21 protein-coding genes are annotated in these 17805 nt (G+C 37.0%); 5 read left to right on the forward strand and 16 right to left on the reverse strand.

Annotation, left to right across the window (positions count from 1 at the left end; all coding sequences use genetic code 11):
• Window positions 1–5: 5 nt before the first annotated feature.
• From V6E90_RS07340 to V6E90_RS07370, 7 genes are all read right to left on the reverse strand, one after another.
• Window positions 6–857, reverse strand: a complete 852-nt coding sequence (locus tag V6E90_RS07340; RefSeq protein WP_005203533.1) for an AAA family ATPase — start codon at window positions 855–857, stop codon at window positions 6–8.
• Between the two features lie 35 nt (window positions 858–892).
• Entirely contained in the window at window positions 893–1279 is a 387-nt protein-coding gene (locus V6E90_RS07345; RefSeq protein ID WP_032859243.1) for a hypothetical protein, read from the reverse strand.
• On the reverse strand, window positions 1272–1577 hold the full coding sequence (locus tag V6E90_RS07350) for a YcgL domain-containing protein (RefSeq protein WP_004653415.1): 306 nt from the start codon (window positions 1575–1577) through the stop codon (window positions 1272–1274). The genes V6E90_RS07345 and V6E90_RS07350 overlap by 8 nt, the downstream gene beginning before the upstream one ends.
• A 178-nt stretch (window positions 1578–1755) precedes the next feature.
• Window positions 1756–2898 carry a ribonuclease D gene (locus V6E90_RS07355; protein WP_332604972.1) on the reverse strand — a complete coding sequence of 381 codons (1143 nt, stop codon included), beginning with the start codon at window positions 2896–2898 and terminating at the stop codon, window positions 1756–1758.
• Between the two features lie 286 nt (window positions 2899–3184).
• Window positions 3185–3781 (reverse strand): recombination mediator RecR, encoded by a 597-nt coding sequence (gene recR / locus V6E90_RS07360; protein ID WP_016540182.1) that lies wholly within the window; start codon window positions 3779–3781, stop codon window positions 3185–3187.
• Window positions 3782–3848: 67 nt separating this feature from the next.
• Entirely contained in the window at window positions 3849–4178 is a 330-nt protein-coding gene (locus V6E90_RS07365) for a YbaB/EbfC family nucleoid-associated protein (protein WP_016163647.1), read from the reverse strand.
• 12 nt (window positions 4179–4190) lie between these two features.
• A complete protein-coding gene (locus V6E90_RS07370; RefSeq protein ID WP_332604973.1) occupies window positions 4191–5378 on the reverse strand; it encodes an O-succinylhomoserine sulfhydrylase in 1188 nt (395 codons plus the stop codon).
• 135 nt (window positions 5379–5513) lie between these two features.
• On the opposite strand from V6E90_RS07370, the gene V6E90_RS07375 reads away from it, so the two are divergent.
• Together V6E90_RS07375 and V6E90_RS07380 are read left to right on the forward strand one after the other, a co-directional pair.
• Complete coding sequence (locus V6E90_RS07375) at window positions 5514–6599, forward strand: alpha/beta fold hydrolase (RefSeq protein WP_016540185.1); 1086 nt, start codon at window positions 5514–5516, stop codon at window positions 6597–6599.
• A 3-nt stretch (window positions 6600–6602) separates the two neighbouring features.
• Complete coding sequence (locus V6E90_RS07380; protein WP_332604974.1) at window positions 6603–7475, forward strand: NAD(P)-dependent oxidoreductase; 873 nt, start codon at window positions 6603–6605, stop codon at window positions 7473–7475.
• A gap of 143 nt (window positions 7476–7618) precedes the next feature.
• On the opposite strand, the gene V6E90_RS07385 is transcribed toward V6E90_RS07380, so the two are convergent.
• A complete protein-coding gene (locus V6E90_RS07385; protein WP_228129621.1) occupies window positions 7619–8503 on the reverse strand; it encodes a DUF4344 domain-containing metallopeptidase in 885 nt (294 codons plus the stop codon).
• 125 nt (window positions 8504–8628) lie between these two features.
• On the opposite strand from V6E90_RS07385, the gene V6E90_RS07390 reads away from it, so the two are divergent.
• Window positions 8629–9660 (forward strand): helix-turn-helix transcriptional regulator, encoded by a 1032-nt coding sequence (locus V6E90_RS07390; protein ID WP_016540188.1) that lies wholly within the window; start codon window positions 8629–8631, stop codon window positions 9658–9660.
• 23 nt (window positions 9661–9683) lie between these two features.
• Here V6E90_RS07390 and V6E90_RS07395 read toward each other — a convergent pair whose 3' ends face one another.
• The 5 genes from V6E90_RS07395 to V6E90_RS07415 form a co-directional block, all read right to left on the reverse strand.
• Window positions 9684–10286, reverse strand: coding sequence for an isochorismatase family protein (locus V6E90_RS07395; protein WP_332604975.1), 603 nt, complete (start codon window positions 10284–10286; stop codon window positions 9684–9686).
• A 96-nt stretch (window positions 10287–10382) separates the two neighbouring features.
• Complete coding sequence (locus V6E90_RS07400; protein ID WP_065343905.1) at window positions 10383–11108, reverse strand: sulfite exporter TauE/SafE family protein; 726 nt, start codon at window positions 11106–11108, stop codon at window positions 10383–10385.
• A 170-nt stretch (window positions 11109–11278) separates the two neighbouring features.
• Window positions 11279–12067, reverse strand: coding sequence for a DUF4882 family protein (locus V6E90_RS07405; RefSeq protein WP_065343904.1), 789 nt, complete (start codon window positions 12065–12067; stop codon window positions 11279–11281).
• Between the two features lie 165 nt (window positions 12068–12232).
• Window positions 12233–12442 (reverse strand): hypothetical protein, encoded by a 210-nt coding sequence (locus tag V6E90_RS07410; protein ID WP_016540192.1) that lies wholly within the window; start codon window positions 12440–12442, stop codon window positions 12233–12235.
• Window positions 12443–12490: 48 nt separating this feature from the next.
• Window positions 12491–13084 (reverse strand): LysE family translocator, encoded by a 594-nt coding sequence (locus V6E90_RS07415; protein WP_016540193.1) that lies wholly within the window; start codon window positions 13082–13084, stop codon window positions 12491–12493.
• A 452-nt stretch (window positions 13085–13536) separates the two neighbouring features.
• On the opposite strand from V6E90_RS07415, the gene V6E90_RS07420 reads away from it, so the two are divergent.
• Window positions 13537–13980, forward strand: coding sequence for a BLUF domain-containing protein (locus V6E90_RS07420; RefSeq protein WP_016540194.1), 444 nt, complete (start codon window positions 13537–13539; stop codon window positions 13978–13980).
• 199 nt (window positions 13981–14179) lie between these two features.
• A complete protein-coding gene (locus V6E90_RS07425) occupies window positions 14180–14497 on the forward strand; it encodes a DMT family transporter (RefSeq protein WP_004807239.1) in 318 nt (105 codons plus the stop codon).
• Window positions 14498–14564: 67 nt separating this feature from the next.
• On the opposite strand, the gene V6E90_RS07430 is transcribed toward V6E90_RS07425, so the two are convergent.
• From V6E90_RS07430 to V6E90_RS07440, 3 genes are all read right to left on the reverse strand, one after another.
• Window positions 14565–14678: a hypothetical protein gene (locus V6E90_RS07430; protein WP_016540195.1), complete on the reverse strand. Its 114-nt coding sequence runs from the start codon at window positions 14676–14678 to the stop codon at window positions 14565–14567.
• A 199-nt stretch (window positions 14679–14877) separates the two neighbouring features.
• Window positions 14878–15990 carry an OmpW/AlkL family protein gene (locus tag V6E90_RS07435; RefSeq protein WP_065343902.1) on the reverse strand — a complete coding sequence of 371 codons (1113 nt, stop codon included), beginning with the start codon at window positions 15988–15990 and terminating at the stop codon, window positions 14878–14880.
• Window positions 15991–16916: 926 nt separating this feature from the next.
• Entirely contained in the window at window positions 16917–17501 is a 585-nt protein-coding gene (locus V6E90_RS07440; protein WP_332604976.1) for a lysozyme, read from the reverse strand.
• Window positions 17502–17805: the final 304 nt, after the last annotated feature.

Genomic DNA, 17805 nt, shown 5'->3' on the forward strand with positions numbered 1-17805 from the left:
CACTCTTAGCGGCGTGACATAAAGGCTAAACGTTCAAGCAATTGCACATCTTGTTCATTCTTAATCAAAGCACCATATAAGGGTGGAATCGCTTTTGATTTATCGTGATTACGCAATACATCTTCTGGCATATCATCTGCCATCAACAGGCTTAACCAATCAATGAGTTCTGATGTTGACGGTGGTTTTTTCAAATTCGGAACTTCACGTAATTTAAAGAACACCTGTAGTGCTTCACTGACTAGGGTATTTGAAATATTCGGGAAATGTACTGCAATGATGTCACGCATAGTTGCATCATCAGGGAACTCGATATAATGGAAGAAACAACGACGCAAGAATGCATCTGGCAGTTCCTTCTCATTATTCGAGGTAATGATCACGATCGGGCGTTGTGTCGCAGTAATGGTCTCACCTGTCTCATAAACATAGAACGACATTTTGTCGAGTTCATGCAATAAGTCATTTGGAAATTCAATATCCGCCTTGTCGATTTCATCAATCAACAATACACAACGCTCTTCGCTGGTAAATGCTTCCCACAATTTACCGGGTTTAATATAGTTTTTAATGTCGTAGACACGATCATCACCTAGCTGGCTGTCACGCAAACGTGATACAGCATCATATTCATACAGACCTTGCTGGGCTTTGGTGGTTGACTTGATATGCCAAGTAATCAGCTTCAAACCCAAACTTTCAGCCACTTGCTCTGCAAGTAATGTTTTACCTGTACCAGGCTCGCCTTTCACCAATAATGGTTTCTGTAAAGCACGGGCAGCTTTCACTGCAAGCTTTAAGCTATCAGTTGCAATATATTGATCTGTACCAGTGAAGTGTTGTGTATCAGCAGACATTTTAAAACCTTATTTTTCTATATTTAACATCGTATCTAAACTGAACGTGCAGTTTTATTTGCAGTGTATTTTGACCAGCAGAAGCCGATCAGTAACCCCGTACCAATGACAAATAAAATCAATGATAAGTTAGACCAGACTAAGACATGTTCTTTGGTGAGGACACCAAAAAGCAAACCAAAAATGGCTGGTGCTAAGGCCGAGTTTGGACCTTCTGAAATTGTTGGAGTCGCAAGAACGGCAAAAGCGACAATCCAGAGGATGCCACCAATTGGATTGGGTAGGCGTGACATCAAACGATACCAGCACCACAATGCAATGAGTGTCCCTGTAACATAAACAATGATCGCAACATTTTCTTCTGGAAATTGATCCAGAACTGAAAGAATGTTAGACCATATCGCTGTTAAAGTCTCAAGCACCACGTAAGCCCTCTGGTTCTACCGCATTCGGATTAATTAATCCTTCTGGTGGCATCTGAATAAAAAAGCCTTTGGTATTTAATGAATCTAACACATGTAAAACGTTAGCACGTGCAAGTTTACGCTCATTATGAAGCTCTAAATGCATGACAAAGGTGGCTTTGCCGAATGCTTGTAGAACTGTTTCTGGAACACCTTCAAATGGGTTTTCTTGTTCCTTGTCATCAGGATAATTTGGACGAGCAATATACATATACATTTCATCTTTTTTGCTCGATCTATAAATATCGCAGTGCATGTTTACTCACATCTATTAACAATCAAAGACAGCATACATGAAAATAAAAATGGATACATTAAGGATTGTTAACGCTGGAGTCGTGTTTTGCGCTCTTTAAATGGCAAGTACAAAACGAAAAGACAAAACAATGCGTCAAAATAAAAAAAGAGCGAATCATTGATTCACTCTTTCCTGTTTATCGTATCACTTTCATTTGTGTGGAAAGATATTCAATATCTTCTTTTAATAACGCAATCAATGGTTGCGTCAGAATGTCATAGCGCCAACCCATTAAATAACTCGGTAAAGACTGCTCATCTAAATGAAAGACCACATGTTCATAGATGGCATTCATCCATTTCTTACGTAGTAATACTTCTTTCGGTATCCCAGTTTCTAAAACTACACTTTCAATCAACGCATCAATTTTAGGTGCAACTTCTTTAGAATTACTCTTGATCGGCTTAGCCATGCGCAATGGCCACTCTTCCTCTGGCGGTAAGAACTTGAGTAAATCAAGAATCATTTTGCCATGTTCGCGTACAATGTGCGGACGAATATCTTTAATTCGTGCCAACTGAAAATTATTGCGAGGATTCTTTTCTACCAAATCGATCATGGTGGAGTTTCTCAAAATAAAACTACGTGGCTGATTCAAAGCCTTGGTAATCTGTTCTCGCCAAATGCTGAGTTGCTGTAACTGCATCAACTCACGACGCGAATGGCGATAATTACCGATATCGGTGTACAGCTCTGCCAGTGGTGTTTCCAAGGCAATCTCTTTGGTGAGATTTTGACAATCTTCCAATACGTATTGATACAGCCCTTTTGCTTTCAGATCTGTTTTCAGCGCATCTGCAAGTTTGCTTAAATAGATCACATCATTTGCCGCATAGCACATTTGCTCTTGGGTCAATGGACGAGCAAGCCAGTCTGAACGGGTCTGATCTTTTTCAATCTCAATATTCAAACAAGTTTTAAGCGCATTTTGATAACTGACTTGAAGCCCATGTCCGAGAAATGCCAAAGCAACTTGGGTGTCGAATACATTATTTAATGGTTTTTGGTCGGCATAATGATAGATCAGATCAATATCTTCACCACAGGCATGAAAAATATTTTGTTGAGCCGCAAAAATCTTTGGCCAAAAATTGCTGAGATCTAATGCTGCACCATCAAGCAACAGAACTTGACCATTTAAATTGATTTGGCAAACACCAAGTTTAGGATATAAGGTATCGACCTTAATAAACTCGGTATCAAGGGCGTAGACAGAACACTGTTCCATCTGCTTGAGGAGAACAGCTAAATCTTGTTGCTGTTGGATAAACTGAAACATGTGTGCTCAAGTAAAATAATAAAGAACCATGCGCAATAAAACTGCCCAATGCCAGTCATTGCTCAACTGAAAAATACAAAAAAATTAATTGGTATTCCACATGCAAGACATGAAATTACTCCTCTTCCATTCATCAAAAAACGAAAATCCTTTTCGCCCGTCAATAGTGCCACAAATCACAATAAATAGATCTAAGATAATGTTAGACAATATGTAAAATTTAATTATTTGTTTAAATTAACAGCATGAATTTAATATAAATATATAAAAATGCGAATGAACCTCGTTATTTCATTCGCATACGGTTATGTACAGCTTGACTTAAGGTATGACTATCCACATATTCCAACTCACCACCTTGTGGCACACCTTGTGCAATTCGGGTCATGTGAATCGGTAAATGTTTGGTCGCTTCAACCAGATAATGTGCTGTTGCTTGGCCCTCTACTGTGGCATTGGTCGCCAAAATCACTTCTTGGATCTGACCCGCACTCAGACGTTGAATTAGATAAGGAATCCCAATCTCTTCTGGGCCAATACCATCCAATGGAGAAAGGTGTCCACCAAGCACATGATATTTTCCGCGAAAACTGCCACTCTGTTCAATCGCCATCACATCGGCTGGTGATTCAACCACACACAGCAGTTGCTCATCACGCTCTGCGGAAGCACAGATATCACAGATTTCATTTTCAGTTAATGAATGACAAATCTGACATTCGTGAATATGGCTCGATGCTTCATGTAAGGCATGCGACAAAGCAAAAGCACCTTCACGGTTTTTCATTAATAAATGTAATGCCATACGTTGTGCTGATTTGGGACCAACACTTGGCAATATACGTAATGCTTGAACTAATTGTTCAAATCGTTCACTAAACACAAATCAACTCGATTGTTTATAAAAAAAGACTCCCTAAGTTCCATTTGAAAGCTTAGGGAGAGATTTATTAAAATAAGCCAGATAAGCCTGGTGGTAAGCCCATACCGGTGTTCGCACCTTGTAATTTCTCTTCAGAAATGGCTTCTGCTTGACGCGCGGCATCATTCATTGCCGCAGCAATCAAATCTTCAATCATATCCGCTTCGTCTTGCAACAGGTCAGGACTAATTTCAATACGCTTAACCACATTACGGCACGTCATGGTTACTTTAACCAAGCCACCGCCTGCTTCAGCATGAACTTCAGTTTTTGCAAGCTCTTCTTTGGCTTTTTTAAGATTTGATTCCATATCTTTTTGCATGCGCTGAGCTTGCTGCATGAGCATATTAATGTTCATAAGTTTCTCTCGTTAAATTAAATCTAAACCGCGTGATATGTCGCGAATAATATCATCAATGTCTTCTAAACCAACAGACACACGAATCAAACCTTCTTCAATTCCTGCAGCTTGTTTAGCTTCAGCCGACATTCTACCATGCGAGGTCGTTGCTGGATGTGTAATTGTTGACTTAACGTCACCTAGATTACTGGTAATCGACAAGAAACGGGTGTTATCAATCACGGTCCAAGCACCTTCGCGCTCACCTTTCACCACAAAGGATACAACACCACCAAAGCCTTTTTGCTGTTTTTTCGCAAGTGCATGGCCTAGGTGATCAGGTAAGCCTGCGTAATACACTTTTTCAACTTTTTCGTGCTGATGTAACCATTCCGCCAATTTTTGTGCACTTTCACAATGTGCTTTCATACGAATACTCAGTGTTTCCAAGCCTTTCAAGAAAATCCAAGCATTGAATGGACTCATCGAATTACCCAAAGTACGGATTACACCATTTACTTCTTCAAGTAAGTCATGTTTTCCAACAACAGCACCTCCCAAGGCACGACCTTGACCATCAATATACTTGGTTGCTGAATAAAGGACTAAATCCGCACCAAACTTAATCGGTTGTTGTAATACTGGCGTACAGAAACAGTTATCGACCGCAAACAAAGCGCCATTGGCATGGGCGATATCAGCAATGGCTTGCATATCACCTACTTGTGCCAATGGATTCGACGGCGTTTCAATAAATAAGATACGCGTATTTGGACGAATCGCATGTTTCCAGCCTTCAAGATCATCTAAATCGACAAAAGTCACTTCAACTGCAAATTTGGCAACATATTTTTCAAATAAAGCGATGATTGAACCGAATACCGCGCGTGAACAGATCACATGGTCACCCGCTTTTAAATAAGCCATACACATTGCATGTACTGCAGCCATACCTGAACTGGTCGCGACTGCACGTTCTGCGCCATCCAAAACAGCCAAGCGCTTTTCAAAAGCTTGTACCGTTGGATTGGTATAACGTGAGTAGGTATTACCAGCAATTTGCCCTGAGAATTTGGCAGCAGCATCAGCCGCACTTTCACACACAAATGACGAGGTTAGAAAGATTGGCTCACTATGCTCACCTTCAGAGGTACGATCATGCCCTGTGCGAATTGCCAGTGTTTCTAATTGGTATTCTAAATCATCGCTTGGATTCATCGTTCTGTATGCCTTATGATCATAATGTCGAAATGTGCCAATATTTTGAGCGCCTAAGGTATTTAAGGTCAAGGCGTAAGATGAAATTATCGCTTAGACTTCGTGCAATCTTGACTCATGATGAGACTTTCTAAGATGAAATCGCTTGTGGAACAGCAAAAAATAAATTTTAAACATCTGGCTATGCGTGTTTTCGATGCCGACAAACTGGTTTTGTCTCAATCGACGCCGTATCAAGTGATTGCTCAATTTAAACAAACTCGCGTCCGTTTCTATGCGTCAGAGAACAAACGCTATAAAGAACCGTTAGTATTCGTTGCACCGTTGGCCATTAATATGGATATCTATGATTTATATCCTTATCGTTCTTTGGTGAAACATTTTCAAGACAGTGGTTTTGATGTTTATTTGATTGATTGGGGTAAACTGACTTATAAAAACTACCAAATTAACTTTCTATCTTTTATTGATAACTTTATACCTAAATGTATTGAAGCAATTCAACAACACTCCAAATCTGAAAAAATTTCGCTGCATGGCTGGAGTATGGCGGGAATTTTCGTCACCCTTTACACTGCACGCCATCAGCCGAGTGTTGTCAAAAACTTGGTGGTGTTAGGTAGTCCGATCGACAGCTATGCTTCGGGTTATATTGGCAAACTTTATAAAACTTTGGCTTATCTGACTAACCGCAACCCCACTATTAAAGATTACATCTATAATCGTTTACCGAAGTTAATGATTCATTCACCAGGCTTCCTAAACTCGCTTGGATTCAAGTTGTTAGATCCTAAAGGCTGGATTGATGGCAACATTCAACTACTGAAAAATTTGGATAATCTAAAACTGGTGCAAGAAGATGCAACCCTGAGCCACTTCTTAAACAATATGATTGATTATCCTGGTGGTGTGAACCAAGATATGCTGTTCAATGTCTGGTTGCAAAATCCTTTAAAAAACGGCGCGATTCAGCTTAAAAACAAAACCATTGAATTGAAAAAAATCAATTGCTCTTTATTTGTTGGTGCTGGAAAAGGTGATCAACTGGTCACTTCTGAATCTGCATTTCCGTTGACTCAGTTGACAAGTAGCCAAGATGTCACGTTTACTCTTATTCCTGGCGGACACTTAGGTTTAATGTCTAGTCATAATAGTTCAATAGAGTTCTGGCCAACACTTACGACATGGTTAGCCGAACGATCAACGCAAATAAAAAGGTAAAGTATGACTCAATCTATTGCATTCATCGGTTTAGGGGCTATGGGCTATCGTATGGCAGCGCATTTGCCTAAATATTTCGAGAAGGTCTATGTCTGGAATCGAAATTTTAGTAAAGCTGAACAGCATGCAACAGAATATGGAACTACAGCCGTTGAGCTTACTCAAGCGGTTCAGGCTGATGTGATCTTTTCTTGTTTACCGACCAGTGAGGACGTCGAAGCCTTGATTGATGGTCTAGAGATCAAATCAGGTTCAATCTGGATTGACTGTACCAGTGGTGTGCCTGAAGCTGCACGCCGTCTGGCTGAGAAATTAAAAGCTCAAAATGTAGACTTTTTGGATGCACCTGTCAGTGGTCAAACCGTAGGTGCTGAGAATGCAACCTTAACTGTCATGGTGGGTGGTGATGTTGATGCTTTTGAACGTGCTTACCCTGCTATGGCCGCAGTCGGTAAATTGATTCAACATGTCGGTGAATCTGGTGCGGGTTTTGCAGTAAAAGCCATTAATAATATGTTGCTTGCTGTGAATTTGTGGTCAGTTGCTGAAGGTTTCAGTACTTTAAAAGCACACGGCGTCAATTTGGATGCAGCACTGAACTGTATCAATGCATCAAGCGGTAAAAGTCTGGTTACAGAAACGATTTTTCCGCAACGCGTATTGAGTCGGGAGTTTCCTGTAACTTTTGGACTACCATTGCTTGCGAAAGATACAGGTATCGCACTTGATTTAGTTAAGGATGCAAAACTCCCTGCTCCGATTTTGTCGTTAACGCAAAGCTTGATTCAAGCAGCAAATTTAACCGCTGAACCAAATAGTGACTTCTCCGCAGCCGTAAAAATGTATGAATCATGGACTAAAATCACTTTAAAATAAATTTTTGAATTAATATATAAGTATTTGTATTAGTTTATTTTTTAAATAAAAATACATATTCCATGAATATGTCTTTTTTATATTAACCGCTATGTCAAATACAGAACTTTTTTGAGAACTTTCAGCAAAGACAAAATCATAGCCTACTTTTTAAAATAAGGAGCGAGTAAAAAATCCCAAGCATCGACGATTTGATTATACTCATGCTCACATTCCTCTGAACGATCTTTATTGAGCAACTCATCACTGATTAGATACTGAAAGTTCTTTGTATCAGATCCATATACATAGCATAGAAAATTAACCGCACGTTGAGCATCTAATGAATGAGAATCATAAAAAGGAAGATCGTCCAATGATTTTGCTCGTTGTGCTGCAAGGCTATACGTATCAGCAACAGTAAGAAGATAATCTTTATCCTCATCATTATAAGTTAAAATATATGCAGCTAATTGATCAGCCACATCTTCTTCTCTACCTGTAATTTTTAGATTAAGTACATCAATCAAGGCGTGTCCAGCCTCATGGAATAGCGTTCCTACAGCACTTTGATAAAGTTCGTTCTCTAAAATATCCCCAGAATCACCTGCATCAGTGAACATTTTTCGTTCTTCTGCTCCTAATTCATAACACAACTCGATTGTTTGTGTTTCACTATCATAAAATGCGTTTGCTTCCTGACACTCTTTTGCTACAACTTTAATGTCTACAGGAATATTTACAAAACTATTCATCTCTGCTGTGTAGCCTTCCAAAATTTTTCTGCTGCGCCAAAGATTTTCTTCAATTCGGTTTTCGTTCGTTCGAGCCACTTCATAGACTGGAATAAATTTACCTTTCAAAGATGTATTTTCCACTACTGTCCCTGATTTAATATTTTTAGATTTGGAATCTGAACTGTCATTACACCCAACCAAATTTAATAGCGCATAAATTGACAAAGAAAAAATGATTGTTTTCCTGAGATAATTGCTATGAATGATTTTCATCAAAAATGTAACCTTTTGCATAGAATATTTAATATTCATAGGAGGGTATGCATGGATACATTTTGTATGTTTCCATGAGTTTCTAAATCAAATTATTTATAGATTTATCGGCTAAAACAATCTGCAAATGCAGACGCTCTTGCAGAATTTATCGTAATTAAAGTATGCTCCTACCGAGTAAAGAAGTCGGGGCTAGAAAGCTTTTGGAAGAAATACAAAATATTACTTCAATTGAAGTCTTAGGCCATTACTTATTGAAATTAGGAAAGATTTCCAAAGATCATCTGGCTTCAGAATTTATTCGGCAGTCATTGCAAGAATTAAAAACAATCATATGTTTTGATGCTGCTTGGTGGGGACTCATCACACACGATAAAGACAAAAAAATGGTGGGTATTCATCACACAGAGACAATCAACCTACCAACAACTTTTCCGTCTGAATGGAAAGCTGTTGCAAATGATGATGAATTTGCTCATGTGGTTGACAATTTATCTGATATTGCCCATAGGTTCAGTTATTCATCTGATTTTCAAGATGAAACTGAAAGCCATGAGCTCAACCAATTTAGCCGAAAATATCAACTCTTACATGGCATGTCCATGTCTATAAAAGATACCTTTACTGGACATATTTTTTTTATAAGTTTATATCGACATAGTGGAGCTTCATTTAGCAATATAAATATCGCCTTTTTCGAACAGTCAGTTCGTCATATAAATCAAATTTGGCGTTATAACTTGCAAGAGGCTTTAGAGCTTTCTCCTAATCACAATATGTTTCATGCGGGACTAGTACGAGAAGATGGTTATATATTAAGCATTGGTGCTGGTCTATGTGAAGTTATTTACGCAAAATGGCCAGAATGGAAAGGGGTTTATATTCCTGAAGAATTGATGTTTCAGTTCGATAAAATACCAACCAGTATTCGTTTAGGTAAAGTCAACATCAATATTTTCAAAAAATCAGATAACATTAGAATTGAAATTTTAAATATAAAGAGAAATTTAACATTATCACCACGTGAATATCGTGTTGCTTACCTTTTCTCACAGGGCCATTCTTATAAAAAAGTCGCTGAACTATTAGGGTTAAGCCCATCTACAGTTCGGACCTATCTACAAAAGGCTTATATGCAATTAGGCGTTAGTAATAAAGTTGAATTGATCAAAGCGCTACATATTATTTCTTCTTAAAGAAATCTTCTAGCTCAATTTATCTATGCACACCCCTCCTTTCGCTTAGTAAAACCAACTTCATTCACCGATGTACAAATGATAATTTCATCACCAAGAGACCATTCTGCCACTCTAGCTACCATAACAGCAGGCACACCATCCGATCCTGGTCCTGAGGGCACATCATAAGTCGCATGCGCATCGTGCGGTAACAGTACATCATAACCGAGCTCTAATGCTGCACGGGCTGTTGCAGCTACACACATTTCGGATAGAACGCCACATATTGCGAAAGACCTAATCTCATCATCTTCCAATTTCTGTTTAAGTAAAGTGCCACTAAAACCATTATCTTGATTTTTTCTTATGATAAATTCATGAGATTGTGGCGGAAAAAATAGCTCCCAACCCACTTTGTATGGTTCATCTAAAGTCCCTATATCTCCATCATTTTGCAGGAAGATCACGGGGGCATAAGCTAATCTCGCTTTGGCAAGTAAAATGCTGATTGATTCAATTAGTTGTTTTGATGCAGGTACAGCTTCTGCACCTAACACAAAAGCATTTTGCACATCCACGATCACCAATGCATCGACGACATTAAGTTCAGTTGAAATATCAGTCTCCTTATGCTTCGAAAGCAACTTAAGGTATGAGTTTGAATTATTTATTATTCGCTTCCATGTTGAAAACCCTCCAGTTAAAACTGAATAAACACCAAATTTTAGCGGAAATTTCTTCTAGTGTAGAAAAATAGAGAACAACATCGAACTGCCGGCAATCAACAGCATCGCATCAAGCATAAGGTTAAAGGTTCGATCTGACATTCTCAATACAAAGGTTTTACCAATATAATTACCAATGATTAAAGAGATCCCTACTGCAATTCCTGCAATTAAAATATTTTGCTGTAAAACACCCAATGCCCCAAAAGTTAGACTTTTTGTCAAGTAAATTGCGAAGGAAGCTGCTGCCTCGGTTGCTAAAAGCCCACCTTTTATTAAGCCAAAACCATTAAAAATTGGCAGCAATAAAGGCCCTGTTGAAAACACGATACCCGTAATATATCCAAGCACACCTCCAGCAACCACCATTTGCCAAGCATTCAAAGTGAAATTACGATGCTTTGCATAATGCCGTATCGGGATAAGACATAAGAAAAATAGACCAATACATAAATTAGAAAGAAATGGCGACATGACCCAAAGTGTGTTTGCACCCAGTACGGTGGCAGGAATACCAAGACTGGAAAACAATAAAAAGGCCCTGATATTTAATTCTTTGCGCCACATTACAACACGAGAGATATTCCCCATAATTGAGGCAATTGCCATAATTGGAACAGCCAGCTTTGCACCAAAAATATAAGCAAGAATAGGTAACAAAATGATCGATGATCCTGTGCCAACTATGCCACTAATCAAGCCTGAAATAACACCAATTAAGGCAAGTGCAACATAGATCATAGAATATCGACAGCAAACAATTTCTTATATTCTATAATATTTTATTAGTCACCTACTTAAACTGTTTGAATCATCTCGAAACCGTCTTAAATGGTCATGCCTAACAACAACAAGAAAATTAAATGTTGTAAGTCATATTCAATAAATAAACCTCCTGAAGGAGGCCTAATTTAAAGCGTTGTTCCACAAATATCTTTTGTTCCTGTAGGGTAAGTATTTGCAAGTTTTGTATGGTCAGTAATAAACTCTATAGATAAATTTTGCCCAACAACAGATGCCGATGTCGCAATAGCTCCAGTCCCCCCACCTGCCATAAACGATAAAGTAGAACCATTGCTCTCATAACCTGAGATATAACCTTTGTTTACTCCATTAAAAATATATCCAATCTGTTTACTATTTTGATTCACATAAAACCCGAAAGTCTGATAACCATCAGCGGTATTTTCAGGTTTTAAGGTCAACACACCAGATGACTGTGTACCACCATTAATCAAAAGCAGAATATTATTGTTTGTATTTGTGGGCTGGCCATTCGCATGAATTAAAGCGATATTAAAGGCATTCTGATTACCATTCGTTGCAGCAATCTGAATTGGGAAAAAAGTTATTGTTTCGCCTGCGGGTAGAACATAAGTTGGAATTTTTAACTTGATTTCAAAAGCAACTGTACCACCAGCAGAAATTACCTTGTCTCCAGGCACATCTTGAAAAGCAAGATTTGGATAACTAATTTTATTATTTGCGAAAGCATTGCTCATGGACATATAAGATTTCACACTGCTACTTGCATCTACATTAAAACTTGCTTTAGCACCTAGTATGTTAGGAAACCTAGTCATGGTTGAATCAATTTGTGATAGCTGAGCCTGAGTGGCATCTAAATTATAAGTACAAGCAGCAAAGCTACTCCATGTAATCATCGTACTCAAAAACGCCCCTAAAATTATCTTTTTCATAGGTTAATCCTTTTTATAGTAGAACATTCAGTATACATTTTTGATTTAATTAGTGAGTAAAAACAGATAAATGGGTACAGATAGCACGGTTCTATTGAAAAATAGGAAGTATTAAAAACCCACGTTTAAACGTGGGTCAATGTCTTCAAGCAATGGCCAATGAATCTACACTGCCCCGACATACCGGTAAATACTGCCATCTTTAGGATTTTCAAAGAGTAAATCCATATTGGGTAGAAGAATCTCCCCTTCAACTTCGATATGTTCAATTCGTTTAAAGAAGGGAATTTCTTGATCATTGACAGCTTTTACTTTGGCTGTCGCGATCTTTTCGGCCTCAAACTGATCCTTTACCTTAATTTTTATAGTACTCATTAAAAACTCCAATTTTTTAAATTTTAAATACAGCAGCAAAACCAAAATTTAGAACGATGAAATTGCTGAATAAGCCAGCGGCATCGCAAAGAAAGTTAAAACAAATGCTGCTGAACGTTGTAAGTTACGTTGATTCAGCCACGAAATTTTGTTGGAAATTAAAATAGATCCAAATGCAATCCATAAAAAAGCAATTGGGGTGATCAATGCTAAGAATGTTCCCATATGAACAACATATTCATGTAGGTTAAGCCAAGCAGTGTGTGGAAAAATGGCTGAAGCGAATAATAAAGCTTTAGGGTTCAGTAAGGTTGCTACAAATAAAGCCTTAGTTGTAATCAAAGGTTGATTCAAATCCAACTCTTTAGTTGAAGTAATCCATAACTTAATTGCCAAATAGATAATAAAAGTCGCACTAAGCAGCTTAATTAAAGGTGGTAGCCAAGGCACATAGTGTGAAACAGACTCAAGTAAAAAGCCCCATGTTGTAATGGCAATAAAATAACCTATAACTTCAGCAGGGATTAATTTTAGTGAACCTTTAATACCCGCTTGGATTCCAGACGAAGCCAATAATGTATTCGTTGGACCTGGTGTTAGTAAGATCGTAATGATCAAACCAATAAATAGAAATGACACCATAGACAAATACCTTTGCTAAGTTTCGCAAACGCAATATGGCAAACCAGATCTAGTCTTGTCGACAAAATGGTTGTAACCAAAAATATTTGGTCTTATATTTTCCATTAAAAATCAAAACATTAATTCATTTACAATTTGATTTTAGATTTAACCAATTTTTCGTACATGTGTGATAAAAGTCACATTATTCTCAATAATTCCATATAGATAGAGCCACGTATTTCACACAATATTATGATTATTCCTAAGAATTCATAAAAGAAATTCAAGTCTAAAAATTGAAGAGGTTATCTCACTTCTGCGTGAAAAAACATGACCTGCTACCACTTCACTTTACCTAGCTCTAGAAAATCACAACTTATAAAATTCGATATGTGTGTTACAGACTAAGGTATACAAGCCATTATTTTTTCTATATAACAAGAATTCAACCTCAAAAATGAGCAAAACTGATGGAGTCTGTAAGACTTTTATATGTAAGTAAAATTAAAAATATCGACTCAAACTTAAAAACAGATTTGATTAAAATCCTTGATGAAGCTGTGGATTTTAATTATCGCAACGATATTCGAGGTGTTTTATATTATGGGCATGGCTATTTCGTGCAATGTTTAGAAGGCCCAAAGAGCATCGTAGACGATTTGTTTTACAACAAAATTGTGAAAGATGAAAGACATATCAATTGTGAAATCCTCTATTACACCGAATGCGAGAATCATTTTTTCTCTCAATGGTCTATGAAGTTTTCACCCATTAATCCCAATATTTCAGACTTTTTCATGAAGTACCATTTGGAAGAATTCAACCCTTATCTGCTAACGGCTGATACTGTTGAGAAATTCGTTTCTGTTTTAGCTGGTGAACCAGAATATGATGTCCAAGCTTATGTTTCGTGAATAAGAAACTTATTTACACGAATGTACTAAAGGTATCTGTTCTTTCAGGTACCTTTTTTACCAATTGGAATAAAAATTAACAAAAATGAATTGAAGTCATTAACCAATAATGCTTATATAATTCCTGAAGAGGACGACCTCTTTATTCAAATTTTCAAGCTTTAGGACGACCTAAAAATATTAATAATGAGGTGTCGAAATGGCTTGGGCTTATCTAATTTTAGCTGGTATTTTTGAAATTGTATGGGCATATTCCATGAAAATGTCCGATGGTTTTACCAAGCTTACGCCTAGCATCATTACAATTGTCTTCATGATTTTAAGCTTCGGTCTGTTAGCTGTTGCAATGAAAACACTCCCCTTAGGTACAGCTTATACAATTTGGGTGGGTATTGGTGCTGTAGGTGCATTCTTGATCGGGATTTTTTTCCTACACGAGCCGATGGGATTTTTACGTCTTTTAGCAGCAGCATCGATTGTATTTGGCGTGGTATTGATGAAAGTGACGACACCCTAATTTTTGAATTTTATAAAACCCTCATTTTGAGGGTTTTATAAAATTAGCTTATTTAAAGCAATATCGCTTAATTGGGATTAATATAATAAAAATACACAATAAGACTGACCAGTAGAATGCTCGCAACCGTTAGATAAACCCCCACCGTATTAAAGCTTCTCAAGAATTTTAAAATGTTCATATTTTCAATTTATTGATAAATCGAGAGAATTATCACATAATTTGAATTAAATTTGAATTTATTTAGATTAAAAATCAATCACTTACTTTCTACATTTTTAGATATGTTCCCTCTAAAATTTTCTAATTTCAATACATAAATATTTTGAATGAAGAAAAGGACGTTTTGAATTGGTACTTTTCTTCACTCATTTTATCGCTTAAAAACGATAACCTATTCCGACATAGGTAATAAGTGGATCTATGTCAATTTTTGTTGAGGCATGAATTAATTTGGCACCAGTAGTTTTGTTCACAACATCAATATTTGCCTTATTATTGAGTTTTGCGTATGACACAGAACCTACACCATACCAAGCGTCATTAATATCATAGGTAAAACCAACAGAGACAATTGGAGCGATTGCATCATCTGCATCAACCTTAACTTTCATGTCACCACTTGATTCTTTACGGTCTAACGCAGCGCCAGCTTTTCCATCTAATACATTTTGGATCATATGACCAGCTGAAATTAGATCAGATCTAATCCCCTCATTGAGTTTGATTTGATTAAAATGTGCATACATTAAGCCAGCCCCAATATATGGTCTAAATTTATCAACTCCACTTTGCCCAAACTGATACTGCGCCTCGATTGCGGGTGTCCAAGCACGGACAGTTGCGGCATTCGGTTTATTACCCAAATTAGTAATAGGAACAGCTTGGCCTAATACAATCCCATCAGGGAAAAGATATTTAACTAAGTCAGCAGATGACATTGCTAACCCGCTCAATGGTGCATATATTTCGCCTTTACCCTTGATATCAACTTTAGGTGGAATTCCACCAATAAGTTGTAGTGATACATTATCATTTAGATAATAGTTAAACATTAAACCCAAAGTATCTACATCATCTACTTCTAGACCCGCATCTTTCTGCTGCCAGTTTTCTAATCCATTGATTCTTGCGGTACCTGTAACTTCAGCCAGAACATTACCATTACCATCTGTAAGTTGATCCTGAATTTCGGGTTGAGCTAAGAACTCTGTGAGTGTATCTTTTAAATTCCAAACCTCCCCGCCTAAATCAGTCATCGTTGCATTTGGATCAACTGAGTTTAAAAAGCTAGTCGTTGAAATAGTTCCTACAGTAGCCACTGTTTGATTTTTCACACTGGTATTAATGTTAAATGGATTGGCTTTACCTTGAGGCATAACATGTAACCAACCCGCCGAGACAGAGAATCGTTTAAATTCCTGAGCATAAGATAAGTGAGTTAATGTGATTAAAGTCGTTGCTATTACGATTTTTGTTGCTGTTTTTTTCATTGTATTTCATCCTGAAATTCCACATTACTTGATTTAGTAATATGTTTCCCGAATATAACCACTATCTATTTTTTATCAAATGTTAAATTTTACTTCCTGATAAAAGGTGATTAATCACTTAAATTTCGTGAACTGGTTAACAAATAGACAGAGTTAATTAATGGATAATAAAATGATACTTTAAAAAAACTGAAGCTATAAAGATCTAAATTTGAAGGTATTAAAGCCAATATCAAGGGCTACATCTTTAGTGAAAAACTTGTTTAGGTCTCTAGACAGTGACTTCACTGTTTTAATGCTTTTCCATCTGCATCCTACACTTTTCAATCTCTCCTAACTGCTCTTTGTGCTGCTGATGAAAAAAATTGCACGTTATATTTAATTGCTATAATAATGCTAGACAAGTTGAATCATAAAATTCCGAACCTGATGTCCTGACAAAATATGTTTTTATAAGCAATAATAATTTTAAGGAAGCTATAAAATGCGACACAAAATAATATATAACAAATTCACATGGGTGCTGTGTTGGATAATTCTCGCTTTTCCTGTAATCGCGGCTTTATCAATTGACCTTTTCTTAATCCCCATAGAAATATGTCTTTTTATCTCAATATTTTACTTCGTTAATCAAGAAATCACCTTTATTTCAATTCTACTATCATTATTCTATTTATTCTTTTTATGGTTTCCACCTTATTATTCATTTATTCGGCCATACTTTGAGGTTGGGTTAAGCATACAGGATACCATCCAATTTATATTGGACATAAGAATTAGAAGTGAGGGTGTTTTTAAAAACCTATGTCTATTTTCTATCATATTTTTCGTTTGTCTATTCATTGTGCTAAATTACAAAAAGCATCGCCGCTTATAAATTTCATCAATTAATTAACATATTTTAAATTGAATTTAATAGGCATCATTCAAGATTTTAAAAATAAAGATCTCTCTGCTTCACGTCGGCGGACTAAACCTTTTAGCACCTTTCCTCCAGCTTTATTCCAGACCAGAAACTGCTCTGCCGCAGCATATTCATCAAGTACATTTAGATACTTCACTAACGTTGAGCTCTTAAAAGCATGGCTGCCAATATTATATGACAAGGAAACAAGAGCATCGAATTGATTTTGAGAAATGGGAACGGTTATCGCTTCATTGACCGCTTTCTCAAAGCGTTTTAGATCATATTGAAAAAAGGAATTTGCTTGCTCTAATGTACAACTATCCCCTTGCCTAACTGGAACACCAGTTGGATAAACTGTAGTACCGAAGCCGATAGACCACACCCCCACGCCGTCATCATAGGCATTTAGTTTTAGATCTTCAAAGCTTGTAATAAGATTGATACCATGAGTACTTATGGACATTTCGTAATCTATAGCTACACCAACCATATCAACTGCATCATAGGCCGTTGCAACATTAATATGCGTATCTTTAGCATCAATCCGTTGTTGAGACTGCTTAATATCAACAATCTTGCGGAAATAATCCCAAATAGCCTTCATGATTCCTCACTTAACATTTTACCCATCATTCGATCTTACTACGAAAATCCACAATAGCATTTACAAAGATTGGAAAACGTATATTTAATGCTAAATACATAAAAAAACTGACAATTCTTAACATTCAAGATTTGTATTTGAACGTTTCTTAGCAATCAATCTAAGTAATGTATTGCGTGTAATAACTCGCTGCAAAGTCAAAATTTCTGTTTAATCAACACCTACTTCACTGGGTTCCCGCCATTGAGGTCGTCTTAAGCTGATCTATTTCCAAAAAGTAACACTTTGGGAAGCCTATCGAACG

The sequence above is a fragment of the Acinetobacter sp. ESBL14 genome, assembly GCF_036668815.1.
GTDB lineage: Bacteria > Pseudomonadota > Gammaproteobacteria > Pseudomonadales > Moraxellaceae > Acinetobacter > Acinetobacter gyllenbergii.